The 13,555-nt window shown below is 61.0% G+C and carries 3 protein-coding genes and 1 pseudogene; 1 reads left to right on the top strand and 3 read right to left on the bottom strand.

All coding sequences use genetic code 11. The annotated features are described in order from the left end of the window. Positions 1 to 588 precede the first annotated feature (588 nt). A complete protein-coding gene (locus ABD810_RS26245) occupies positions 589 to 2,055 on the bottom strand; it encodes an alpha/beta fold hydrolase (RefSeq protein ID WP_344945834.1) in 1,467 nt (488 codons plus the stop codon). 836 nt (positions 2,056 to 2,891) lie between these two features. Further along, positions 2,892 to 4,134, bottom strand: a pseudogene (locus ABD810_RS26240) (IS256 family transposase). A 933-nt stretch (positions 4,135 to 5,067) separates the two neighbouring features. On the opposite strand from ABD810_RS26240, the gene ABD810_RS26235 reads away from it, so the two are divergent. Then, the gene (locus tag ABD810_RS26235; protein ID WP_344945831.1) at positions 5,068 to 7,347 is read left to right on the top strand and encodes an NACHT domain-containing protein; all 2,280 of its coding nucleotides are present in this window, start codon (positions 5,068 to 5,070) and stop codon (positions 7,345 to 7,347) included. 649 nt (positions 7,348 to 7,996) lie between these two features. Here the strand turns inward: ABD810_RS26235 and ABD810_RS26230 are convergent. Beyond that, a complete protein-coding gene (locus ABD810_RS26230; protein WP_344945828.1) occupies positions 7,997 to 13,396 on the bottom strand; it encodes a sacsin N-terminal ATP-binding-like domain-containing protein in 5,400 nt (1,799 codons plus the stop codon). Between the last annotated feature and the right edge of the window lie 159 nt (positions 13,397 to 13,555).

Genomic DNA, 13,555 nt, shown 5'->3' with positions numbered 1-13,555 from the left:
TGGCCCCTCTCCGACAATCGAGCTAGCTTGATCGCGGAGCCCCCGTTTGGTCAACTGCAACCCTCCGGGACCCGCCTGACCTGCGGCTGCACCCGGCGCCGACACCCGCCAAGCCACCTTGGCGATCACCTCACAGCCGGGGCGCCACCAGAGGGGAGTCGTCGTCCTGCTAGGCGGATGGCTGAACGTTTGATACTCGGCGGGTAACTTCCGTGTTCGCCAAACGGTCGTGAAGTGTTCGGCCGTCGGGGCCGAGGAGCCCCCACACGCCGTCCACGACGAGAGCGAGTGGCCCGACGACCGGGAGGAAAACCAACAGCGGAAAGCGCGCTAACCCGGGCCCAGGAGTACCCGGTCCGCCGCGTCGCCGACCGCCGCGGACCCCGCCCTCACCCCGTCAGGGCGCCGGGCTTGGGAACGCGTTGACGCCCAGGCGCGAGCCGGGCCCGCGTTCATACGAACAACGTGCCAATGGCCTGCGTACACAGGCGTGGGTGTCGTTGAACCACCGGACTCGCCGTGGTTCAACGACACCCACTCGAAATTTCACCCGGATGAGTCGCCCGGGGCGAAGGTCCGTCTCCGGAGTTAGGAGACGGGCGAGGCCGCGACCGGGCCGGCCGCCCAGTGGTTCGAGCCGGTCGGCCACGTCCGGGACGGCGCCTGCTGCCTGAGCACGCTGTCCTCAGGCGTGCCCACGGCGCAGCGCGTGCCGTGCGGCGGCACCTTCAGCGAGATCAAGTACTCGTCGTAAATGTCCGTCTGGCACTTGTCCTTGCCGTAGATACGGTGTCCCCAGCCCTCGTAGGTGAGCAGCACCGCCTTGGACCCGAGCTGACGGGCCACGTTGGCGGACCATATCCACGGAGTGGCCGGGTCGTGCAGGGAATTCCCGAGCAGCAGCGGGGCGTCGCCCTTGTAGCGCAGCGCGTGCGGCGCGTTGGTGGTCGGGTAGTTCATGCAGATCGGCAGGTCGTCGATCGGATACGGGTGGTACCGCGTGTCGCGTGCGAGCTGATTGGAGACGCGCATAAGTGCGGCGTACTCCGAGTAGTCCCGCACCTTGAGGTTGTAGTCCTGGCAGAGAACCGCGGTCGGCAGATACGCGACGTCACCCTCCACGGGCTGCCGGCCGGGCAGCGGGGGCACCCACTCCGGCGGCGGCCCACCGTTCAACCAGTTGATCACCTCGCTCAGCATGCGCCAGTCCGGCCCCTCGGTGCCTAGCGCGGCGTTGTAGATGACCTGCAACTCGGTCATCGTCTGGCCCGTGCTCGGGTACTTCAGCTCACCGCGCCGCGCCTTCTCCAGCAGGTTCTTCCAGATCGCACGGATGTCACGTCCATGCAGGACGCAACTGGTGTCCTGCTCGCACCAGCCGACGAACTGGTCGAACGCATCCTCGACGGCGGTCGCCTCGGTGGCCAGGAAGCCCGCGACGCCGAGGCTGTGGTCCATGTTGCTGTCGAGCCCGAGGGCCCGGACGCGGTCGGGGAACAGCTCGGCGTACATCTGGCCGATCAGCGTGCCGTATGAGATTCCGTAGTAGGTGAGCTTCTTCTCACCCAGGGCGGCGCGTAGCGCGTCCAGGTCACGGGCGACGTCGGCGGAGTCGACGTGGTCGTACAGCGGACCGGTACGAGCGCGGCAGTCGGCGTGCAGCTGCTTGGTGAACGCGTTCCAGGCGTCGAAGTCGGCCTGGCTTCTCATGACGGTGTGCGGCATCCGGTTGTACACCGATGCTGAGCAGATCACCGGGTTGCTGCGCCCCACGCCCCGAGGGTCGAACCCGACGATGTCGAACCGCCGCTGCAGTTCCTCGGTGTAGGACCCGGGGGCGCCGTACACAGCCTCCACCCCAGATCCGCCCGGACCACCGGGGTTGATCACCAGCGAACCGATTCGCGCGGCCGGATCCGTGGCCTTTCGCCGCGCGACGACGATGTCGACCTTCGGCCCGTTCACCTTCGACCAGTCGATGGGCACGCTCAGCTTGCTGCACTCGGCGGCGGGCTCCTCCTCACAAGGCGTCCACGTGATGGTTTGCGGCGTCATGACCTCGGTGTCCGCGCTGGCCGTCGAGACCGGCAAAACCGTCGCGATTGCCAGGAGAGCGGCGAACCAGGAGGCTCTTCTTCGCACAATGCTCCAGTCTGAAGTCGATCATCTATTGGAGCGTGCGACCGTAGCAGATCACCACATATCGGAGAGCGGAGACGGGAAAATAGCAGTATTTCTCCTAATTAGGTATCAAATCCACCGGAATGCGGGCCCTTGTTCCGTCTTTCCGTATCGAGCGGTGAGCTTGCTCCAGTCCTGCGCGAGCTCCATCGAGATGCCAGGCAGTTGTGCCGATGAACCAAGGTGCTCGATCCGGATTCGCGCCATGGTGAAGACCGTGTCGGTATTCACCTGGTGCGGACCTGCGAGGACGTGGTCGACCGGAAACCGCTGCTCGCCTGGGTCGTGGACCACACCACAAGCGATCTCCACACGCCCCGCGGTAACAGCCCCGATGAGCGTGACACGTTGAGAAGGACCGCGGAGCATGCCGTGGACGACGAGGCCACTGCTCGCCTGATCATCGCCATTCGGACCATCGTCACGAATGGGGTGCCGTCCAACGAGACGGAGGGGGATATCTCTCGCACGGACGGTGCAAGAGGGTCAGCGAGTACGAACAAAGGCCGCCGACCCGCAAGGTCGAGCCAGCCGCCTACGGTCTTCTACGAGCCGCCGACCAACCAGAACCGGCCAGAACGCGGGGCTCTCTCCTCTTGAGCCGCGGGGTTCTCTCCTGTTGAGCCACGGATGTGACGGCACTGTCGCCCGAGGGTCACGTCCAGCGGAGTGGTGTATGAGTTGATCTCCGTGTGATCCGTTTCTGCAGGTTAAGCGGTGAGTGTCTCCGGGAGCTGTTGCTGATTCGGTGTGTCGCCGGGGATCACTCTGAGCCGGGCTTTGGCCAGGACGTCCAGGCCCATGTAGCGGCGGGCTTCGGTCCACTCATCGGTCTGCTCAGCCAGGACCGCGCCGACGAGTCGGATGATGGCGTCCCGGTCGGGGAAGATGCCGACGACGTCGGTCCGGCGGCGGATCTCCTTGTTCAGCCGTTCCTGCGGGTTGTTCGACCAGATCTGCTTCCAGATCTCGCGGGGGAACTGCGCGAAAGCGAGCAGGTCCTCGCGGGCCTGGTCGAGGTGGTCGGCAGCAGCTGGGTATTTGGCCTGGAGGGCGTCGATGACCCAGGCGTGCTGGGTTTGGACCTGTTCGGTGGTCGGCTGGTCGAAGATGGTCCGCACCAGCGTGGCCACCCACGGCTGGGCCGACTTGGGCACGGTGGTCAGCAGATTGCGCAGGTAGTGGGTTCGGCAGCGCTGCCAGGACGCGCCCGGCAGGGTGGACCCGATGGCCTCGACCAGGCCGGCGTGGGCGTCGGAGATGACCAACTGGACCCCTGATAGACCGCGGGCGACCAGGCCACGCAGGAACGCCAGCCAGCCGGCGCCGTCCTCACGGCTGGTGACCTCCACCCCGAGGATCTCCCGCTGGCCGTTGGCGTTGACCGCGGTGGCGACCAGCACGTGCACGCCTGCGATCCGCCCGCCCTCACGGACCTTCTGCGTCAACGCATCCAGCCAGACGAACGAGTACGGCCCGCCGTCCAGAGCGCGGGTGCGGAACGCCTCCACCTGCACATCCAAGCTCTTGGCCATCGCCGAGACCTGGCTTTTGGAGATGCCGGTGATGCCGAGCTGCTCGACCAGCTTGTCCACCCGCCGGGTCGAGACACCGAGCAGATAGGAGGTGGCCACGACACTGACCAGGGCCTGTCCAGCCCGCCGCCTGCGTTCCAGCAGCCAGTCGGGGAAGTAGGACCCTTGCCGCAGTTTCGGGATGGCCAGCTCAACCGTCCCGGCGCGGGTGTCCCACTCGCGGGCGCGGTATCCGTTGCGGGAGTTGGGTCCGCTCGCTGCTGCGCTGCCCGTAGTCGGCCCCGCAAACGCTGTCTGCTTCGGCCGACATCAACGCCTCGGCCATGGTCTTCACCATGGATCGCAACAGATCCGGATCCCCGGCCTCGATCTGCCGCGCCAGCCACGCGCCAGGGTCCACACTGTCGTTCACGGCCATCGCTTTCTTCTCCTTCGATCTTGACTCGCAATCACGAAGGATCACGCGATGGCCGTCTTCATTTCACGACGCCACGCCTCTACCAGCGAAAACTCTTACACCACTCCCGTGGACGCAACCCGCCCGAGCACCGAGACACTCGATTCGCTCTGCCAAGGGACGACAAATGATCAGGAGCGGCCCCCGGGCGTTGAGGCACATATTCGGCACACCCAACCGCAGTCGCCCACCGCGCAGAGCCGTACACCAAGAGAGCCCCCGCCTTGCATTGCTCCTCGGCCAGAGGCTCTTCTGCGCTGGCCACAGCACGCGCACGCCTTACAGGCTTCGAATTTGCGACCGTCGGATTAGAAGTGGAATGCCAACCACTGCGGCGATCCGCCTCCCGACCTGCACCGCAGCCTCTCCACAACCGCCTGGCTGGCGGCGTCATCCCGCACATATCCCGCAACGGCGCTCAGCCTCGTCACCCGGTGGGCCGGGCCGAGGAACGAGGCCAGCCCGTCGATCGCCCCCAACCCCGCACGGCGCCCAACCACCGCAAGGCGATCGTGAGGGCATGCGACGTACGGGCCCTGTCCAATTGCCGACCGCCTTACAGGCGTTACCGCTTCACCTTCTTTGTTCCTGCTCGCCTACGGTGCAATCTCGCCATACCGCTCGTTCCATCAACATCCTTATATATCGCAGCTATAACGATCACCTGTTCGGTGTCTTCAGGGTGCAGGCAAAGATCCGACTCACTAAGTCGTCAAACAAGAACCTCTTAAGAAGCCGGATATTGCACATAGCGTACATAACGGTCATATGGGACGGACGTTCATCAAAGGAGTGAGCCTCCATATTGGCGTCGATAGCTGTAGAATGCCGGTGTTAGTGCCCCGAGGGGGCGGCAGACGCTCGCCCTCTAGAAGACAAACCTTGGAGAGTGTGATGTCGCTCGGTGATGAGACTGGCCCGGAGTTTGAAATTAGGGCGCTTAATATCGCGAGAGCGATCCATGATCCTAATCACCTTCAAGGTGCCATCATATACAAAGGTCGCGAGCGCGATGCGCTGTTTGTGAATGATGATTCAATAAACGCGTATGAATTCACGATTCTCAGAACGAAGGATAAAGCAAAGACCGATGCTCGCAAGCTCCGCGAGATGCTGGAAGACCTGCAGAAGAAACCAGAAAACGCATACAAGAGCCTTACTGGCTGGTTCGTTACCCGAGATGAACCCACCCCGGACCAGCGGGCAGCAGTAGCCGGCGAGATCAAGGGGTCGAATGCGGTAATATATGCCATTAGCTTCGCTGCGCTGCGACGCCGGGTTTGTGACTCCGAGTCCTATCTGAATGCCCGGGATGAGGCACCATTTGGAAGCATTGTTTACTCTACGCAGGCACTGCCGCAAATAACCGTCGACACTCTGTTTACCACACAGAACGAAAAAGATCTAAATATCGAGGAGCTTGGGAACGAGTTAGTTGAAGGAGCGCGATGGCTATTGACGGGAGAGTTTGGAGTGGGGAAGAGCCATGCTCTCCGACAGATCTACTTCGCGCTACGCAAAATGCATTTCAAAAGGAAAATGGCCACCCCTTTCCCTGTGCATATCAACCTCCGGGACTGCGTTGGGCTTAGATCTCCATCGGAAATCCTCCGGCGGCATGCGGAGGAGATTGGGCTCGGCAGCGATAGAAGTCTCATATCCGCATGGCGAGCAGGAGCCTGCATCCTCCTGCTAGACGGTTTCGACGAGATTGTTCCTTCTCGCTGGCTAGGAAGCGCTTCCGATCTCAAATCTGTGCGCTGGCAAGCTCTCGCGCCCGTGCGTCGTCTTATTCAAGAGACTCCGGTGAGTACGGGAATCATTGCATGCGGAAGATCTCATTACTTCTCATCCCCTTCAGAGATGGTACAATCGCTTGGCTTTGCATCAACCTCTTGTATAATAAGCCTTCAAGACTTCAACAAAAATCAAATAGAGCAGTATCTGGCACTTGCAGGTGTTGATTGGGAAGTCCCCGAGTGGTTGCCCGCCCGCCCACTCCTCATCGGCTACCTCGTTGCCATGGAGTCGGTTAGCGAGATAGACTCAATCACGCAAACCACGCAGGCAGAAGCATGGCGAAAGCTGTTCGTAGCAATATGCGAGAGAGAAGCCCGCATCGTAACGGCTGTTCGCCCTGAAACTATAATGCAATTGGTGTCCCGGGTAGCTACTCTTGCTCGGTCGAGAGGCGACGAGACCGGTCCCGTAGACATGGAAATAATGCGCTCTGCTTTTGTGGAGGTTAACGGACGGGATCCCGATGAAGAGGGAATGGAGCTTCTGCTACGCCTGCCAGGGCTTGCTGTCGGCGACTACGCTGGCCAACAGGAACAACGTGTCTTCGTAGATAGAGATCTTGCGGACACCGCTTATGGCGAAGATCTCGCGAAATATCTCATTAGTCCTTACGAGGGACATCCGCTTGGACGGACAGCCTCTTGGGTGAGTTCAGCTTCGGATCTAGGTATCGGAGTAGCGGCAGGGTCTCTGCTTGACCAAAACATTTCTGTATCTAGCGTTCTGGCTGCGGCTGGCCGGCGACAGGATAATCATCAGTTCGACGCGGTTCTAGCTGATACCTTGCGCACATGTTCCGAACTAGATCCAGAGGAAAGCAAAGTTCGCAAAAACTTCCTTGTGGAAGGAGTGATGTTCAGTCTTCTCGCGCTATCAAACAATGATCCTGTGCTTTCCCGTACCACCTTCAAGGACTGTTTGATTGAAGTTCTCGATATTTCGGCAGCCGAGGAAGTGGGCAAGTATCCTACCTTTGATTCCTGCATCATCGGCTACCTGGATGGGGCGTCCGCAATTCCCGAATGGCTCACCACAAACTTCATGCAGTGCGCCGTCGAGGAGTTCTCCTCTAAGTCTCAAACGACTGCCGGAATCATGGAGTTAAAGCTATCACCCGAACGGCGCGTGGCCTTGACAATCCTTAAAAAGATCTATAATCAGCCCGGCAGTGCCCGGAAGGAAGAGGCGCTGTCCCGTGGCCTGAACCTACGCAGTCGAGAACTCGTTTCGGATGTCATCGATAAGCTTGTCTCTCAGGGTTGGATTATCCGTATTACTTCCAGGGGTAGGACTCTTTATGCTGCCGCTAAAGATAAGCGTGGACAAGCGCTGAAGATGCTGGAAAGTCCTACCACTTTTTGGTCATCTGAGTGATCGCTAACGTTTCGGTGGTCTGCAGTGAAGTGACTCGATTCGGGTGAAGGCAGGCCGCAACTACTCCTTGTCTTCCTGCCAAGACGCCGCGGTCACATATGGCCTGCGGGGTATGGAGTACACAGCCAGCTGTCCGTCCCCAGACGGGTACCGAGATTCCGCCAATGACGCGGTGGCCTTGAGGGCGGTCGCTACGCTACCCGTCGGTGACCGCGATAGCGGCTTTCGACCCTGCGCCCTGGCTTCACGCTGACTTCTCAGCTGATGCGGCCGGCCACGTCCGCCAACGCCTAGAGCACGGACGGCATGCGCTGCCAAATGCCAGCATGCTGCAGCCGGGAAACAGCTCATACACCACCGGCCAGGGTCCGTAGCGGGCCGCAACATCACGCTCGTGATGGTGTTGCATACGGCGTAACAGGCATGTACCGAGCAGCGCGAGCCGCCGCGCCGTCCGGGACCGGCCCCCAGGCCGCATGCCCGGACGGCGCGGCGGCGCGACGCGCCGCCTTGATCATCTAAAAGCGCAATTCGGCAAGGCATCCTGCAGGTTCCTGCAGCAAGGGTCCTCATTGGGAGCAGCAGCGCTGCTCGGGCTGTTCTCGTTGAGCAGCAGTTAGAGCGTACGGCCTCCCGGCTGGGAGACCGATTAGGTGGTCAGCCGGTAGGACAGGCGGAGCGAGCCGCCTTCCATCCGGTAGAATCCGCGTCCCTCTCGGCTGAAGGGGTTGGGCAGCCTATGCACACTCGTCCGCTCGGGCGTAAGAACCCATGTCACGGCGAGGATGCTCCAGCGATTGCTCCCTGCATACCGCTGTGCGGCACGTGCCTCAGTTTCTCCGAGTTCTATCTGGCCTCCGTCAGCTTGGGTGGCCTTGACTTCGAACATTCGGGCGTTGTTGCCGGTGCCCACCTTGAAGTCGTAGCCGAGGCTGTCATCGCCGGGAGGGCCAGGAAAGGCTTTGCGACGGTTAGTAGAAATCCAGCTTTCTTCTGTGGTGGCTGGGTAATTGGCGCGGAGCCATTCATAGGCGATCAACTCGCCGGCGAAACCGATAGCCGTGCGCTGTTCCGCGGAGAGATCGGCGCGGCGTTCGTTACCGGTGCTACCGCCTCGATAGGTCGGCGAGATTGACTGCTGGCGTGGAGAAACGGGTTCCAGCGGCGCGAAGTGGTCGCTGCTGAGAATAATTCCTCGGTTTTCGTTCAACATCCGGCGCAACTCGTCGGTTAGGGCTGTGAAATCTCCCGATCCCGTATCGAACTCCCGCTCACCGATTAGTACGATGCGCCGCCGACGGAGTTGTTCCTCCCTGTCACGCGCGGCGGCGGATTGTTGAGCGGCAAGTGAATCGTGGGTGATCCCGTGTGATTGCGGAGCCGTCGTCAGCGGCATTCCCGAAGGCCAGTGCCCCAGCGCGGCCAGCCACGCGACGACGTCATCCTTGCCGAGGAGACGGAAGTCCAAGGCGCCGCACTGGTCCAGTAAATCAGTAACGTCGCCGGCTAGCACGGCGGGTAGGAACCGCCCCGAGGCTTTGATCAGTGTTGTGAGATGGGGAATGCTCGTCCGTACTATGCTGAGGTTATCTACGCGCACTTGATCCAGGACGGGGAGCTTCACGGGATGCTCCGGTTCTGAAATCTCACCTAGACGGGCGGCCAGGGCCTCGCTGATGCAGGCGTCGAGGCGCTCGATAGTGACGTTTTCCAGGGTTAGGGCCCAGGACTCTGGCACGGTGATCCATTGGAGGCAGCGAAGCTCCGCCCACCCCCTGATCGGATCACGGGCATCGAATTTCTTGAGAAAAACCTGGCGGAGCCGGTCAACGATCTCGGTGCGTCGCTGTTCAATTCGGCTTCTCATCGCTTCCTCGTGGGCCTCCGCACGGCTGATCGGCTGGTATTGAGGGGCGAGCTCAACGAGCGTCTTGTTGAAGTCAGCGAAGTCGATTCCCAGGACTTCCCGCAATTCGTCTACCGTACGAGCTGCGCGGGCGGTGCGTATCAGCTGATCGGAGGCGAGCGGAAGGCTACCCTCTTGCTCCGCGAGGAGTGTCTGGAGGTGGTGGGCATCCGAGGGGCGCGGGTCCGTCAACTCTTGCGCTTGATCGACACCCAGCGTGTGCACGAGTACCGGGTAGAGACGGACCAGGATCTCCGCGAGGGAGCCGTCGAGTCGACTTGTCGTCTCCTCGTACTGCGTCAGTGAGACGTCCAGTGCGGCCGCTAGTTGCTCTTTCGCAGGATCGACGAGGTCAGCATAGGAATCACGCAGGCAGCGTGCCGCTAACCGAAGTCGGACCGCGAAGTCGGGTTTGTCCAGGACGTGGCAGATGGCGTCCGAAAGTTTCTCCAGGTAGTCCCAACTCAGCTTGCTGGTCATGCCCTGAGGCGCCACGATAAGGGGCACGTCATCATCGGGGAGGGGCAGGACGCCAGATTGGCGTTCGGGTAACTGGACAGGTGCGCTATCGAGGCTGATGGTCAGGGACTCATAACCGTGCAGGCGGATTGCGCGAACCGACGCGACCAGATTTGTTAGTTCAGTATCGGTTGGCCGGATGGTGCGCTGGTTATGGTCTGCCAAGACTCCGATGGCGTTGGGCAGCCACGGGACGCGTGCGTGAAGCGGATATCCCAGTTTTCCGTGATCTGGCGCTGCACCATCGACCTCCACGGCCAGAGCTGCGGCGTCGATATTATTGATCTTTCCTGGGCAGAGCTTGCTCAACAATTGAGCCACCCTCCACGCGCGCCAGGGTGCGATGAGCAGGGCACTCCCCATCTCCCGTATGAACCGTACGGTGAGGTTGTCACGTTCGTCGCTGACGTACAGGATTCCTTCGCCCTGACGTAAATCAGAAAGTTTGATAACGTCCATCACCTCATCCCGCTCAATGAGGAGGGGAGAATTTAGCAGCGGCTGAAGCTCAGTAGCCGAAAATCCGTACGACTGGGAACGGTTTGTGAGCTGATTCCAGACTTCCCAATTGGCGCGCTCGATGAAGCCGCGATCGGCCGTTCCCACGGAGCCCGTCGCTATGAGTTCTCCTAGGGCTACAAGGCCTCTGACGCTGTCTTCGGGATTGCCCCACGTGGGCATTCCAGCCGCCTGAAGTCTACTTTGTGTGGTGGAGTTCTTGAGGAAATGGCGCATCTTCGGATGCACCCTGCGCAGCGGGATAAACTCGTCCTCGTTGTCGGCTGTGACGTGCCACACATCAGCAGGGCGGACAAAAACGACAGTTCTGTCCGAGCTGCGTACCGGCAGCCAGGGTTGAGTACGGAGGAACACGCTTAACGGTGTGGGGATCTTCCAGATGTCGCGATCACGAGCGGTTTGACTGACCCATTTGCTGGCGAAGTGGTCATTAATCCACTTAGCCAGGCCGTCGAGTACTAGCCGGGCATAGGCGAGACGGCCCTGCTCACTGAACTGAGTGAACACTCCCTGACCTGGAAGACGGTAGGCACGGTCACCTGAGTAGCGTGACTGCGGGCGTCGAGCGTACATCCCAACGCGTAGAACCTCTGGCTCCCACTGTGTCCTCACGTCGTCAGGAGTGTATGCACTCTGAACGACAGCACGGCTGTTGGGTGCGTAAAGGGAGGTGCTCGCGTCAGCGGAGGAAATTGGAAACAGTCCGTCAGCTACTCCAAGTGCCGATAGAAAAACACGCCATTCCTCCTGGCTGCCGCCTTGTCTCATGAATTCTTGTGGAGCCGCTACGAATCGTGCTTCCAAGGCTTTGAGGTCAGGCGAAGCGTCGCGTCCCTCTTGTACAACAGCCGCCAGATCGTTGCCGTTGGTCTGGCGCCAGCCCGCGCCGAACAGGCCTTCAGCGGCAGGTAGCAGAGTGCCCGATTTCGTCGGCACGTGAAGTCCGAGATCCTTGACGGGCAAGGAAGTTCCTTGTCGGGAGCGGTACAGCTCGAAAACGAACCTGAGTGACTGGCGATGAACTTCGTCGGATGAGCTCTCCTGGAGGACGTCCCGAATATGTCGAAGGAGCCCTTTGATATCGAATTGACGGATAAGACCAAGGCGCGCGAGGAAGGCGCGCGCGTCTTGCCGATTTTCCTGCCCGGGTTCGTTGGCCCAACGTAAATCACGGTGGACGTAGAAAAGTCGCTTTTTCAGCACGCGGGGCATGCGGATGCCGTTGAGGCCGGCTTGCTCGGCTTGCGTGGGCTGGAAGAATGCCTCTTGTGGCCGTCCGGAGCTGTTGGCCTCCGACTGATGTTGCCCGATAAAATGCCGCAGTTTGCCATCGTCCGTCAGTAACATCTTCCTACCCTGCAGCACCTCCGCATGGCGTCGCTCGAATAGCCGGAAGATGTCGACGTATAGATCACTCCAGAGCGCAAAGGATCCATGGTCACCGGGCGGCTCAAGCGCCGCCACCATCTGCTCCGCCAGGTCGGCTAGCTCCTCGTCACTGGGTGCCAACGAGGCGTGGAACCGTCCGCAGAGTCTGTTCAGCCGATCCAGTCGCGCCGCGCCGACCTTCGGGTCAGCCACCCGGATTCCGGCTCTACGGGCAGCCTCAATGGTGAGCACTTTGGTCTCGAGACGCGGCCATAGCACCGCATGCGAAGGTGTATCCCAGGAGAACCCGATGGACTTCTTGCCGAGGACGGGAACGAGGGGAACGTTTCGAAAGTCACGGCCATGAACACGTCGGGCAGCCCCAGAAAGGATGCGTACAGACTCGTCGGTAACCTCCCAGGTCACCAGGTCGACCGCTGCCCCGCGGGACTGAGCATCGGCTCCCCGCCTGAGTCGATCAGCGGCCACGAGACATGTTTCGGCTGCTGCGCTGAGGAGCATTGCATTCAATGGATGCTGCCGATCCAAGGCGGTGCGGTCGACCTTGGTGAAGAAAGGCGCATTTAAGTGTCCGCGGAGGGGAGCCAGTACATCCTCGCCGAGTGGGAGGAAGGTGTAAATGCGGCCGCGGCCTTCACGCTGCGCCGAACTGTCTGCCTGAATTGATATGGCGACCTCGATGACGGCGGGTTGCATCCAGTCCTGCCAGGACCTATCCAAATCCCCGCGCGAGACGGCCAAATCGACGGTCTCACGAAGCTTGGTGTCGGGAATCCGGCCGCGGGCCACCAGGAACTGGCCCTGGGCTCCCAAATCGACCTTGGCAAACGTGACGGTGGGAAGATCGTCGCCACCATATCCTGGCTCCAGCCCAGCGTACTGTGCTGGGCGCTCTTGCCTGGTGAGGACGATGCGCTGCGATTGGTTGTCCGTGCGGTGCTCAAGCACTAAACGTTCGAGGCGGTTGAGGAAGAGCAGGACGGGGACGCTGGCAGTGGCAAGTTCGCTCCAGAGACGAGTCGCGTCATCCCGGGCGCTCTGGCTCATCAACGGCAGACGGACGACGGTTACGTATCCGTCGACGGCCAAAGCTGCGCACTCTTCGGGGAGGTTGCTGATCGGGAACGGCACCTGGAAGGGTGGCATCTCGGCTGCGGCCTTGGCGGCCAATCCTTCGTCGCCCAGGAGGTTGAGCAGGTCATCGTGGGTTGCGAACCGGAAGCGGTAGCCGCTCAGAGGTTCTTCAGCGGACTCACCAGGTTGGGCGCTAAAGATCTCGGGTGCCGTAGTCAGCTCCAGTACGCTCCGGAAGCCGACACCCTTGTTCCCGATGCCGTCACCGACCGTCTTCTCACTCATGGCGAACTTGCAGATTGCCATGACACGTTCCCACGTGAAAGGTGTGCCGCCGTTGGCGACATAGAGCGTGCCGTACTCGCCATCGGTTTCGTCGAGCAGGATATGGACACGCCCGTCGTGTCTGTCACCGTCGTGGGCATCGTGCGCGTTCTGCAGCAACTCGATTAGAGAACGCCCTCTATAGTCCCGAGCGTTTGCCCAGGTGGCCGCCCTGAGTTGTTCCGCAATCCGCCAGGTCTGCGTCTTCTGCCACTCATCAAGGATCGTCAGCGCATAGCTACGAAGCTCTTGGTGGTGGCTGCCTTGTCCAGGGCGTCTTTCCGAGTGGATGTCGGTGTCCGTTCCTGCTTCAACCATGGGCCCCTCGCCTGACGTGTACATCGAGGCACGGTAACTCACACTGAGAGCGGCCACATGGAACTCTTGATCAGCGGACAGAAAGTCGCGGCTGACGGACACTGGTTCCCGGTTGGCGGTGTCTCGTACCGGGTTTGATGGAGACCATCAAGTCTGGGA

The organism is Sphaerisporangium flaviroseum (assembly GCF_039537005.1).
GTDB classification, from domain to species: domain Bacteria; phylum Actinomycetota; class Actinomycetes; order Streptosporangiales; family Streptosporangiaceae; genus Sphaerisporangium; species Sphaerisporangium flaviroseum.
Note: the sequence above shows the minus strand (reverse complement) of the source record. Positions and strands in the feature narration are given on the sequence as shown.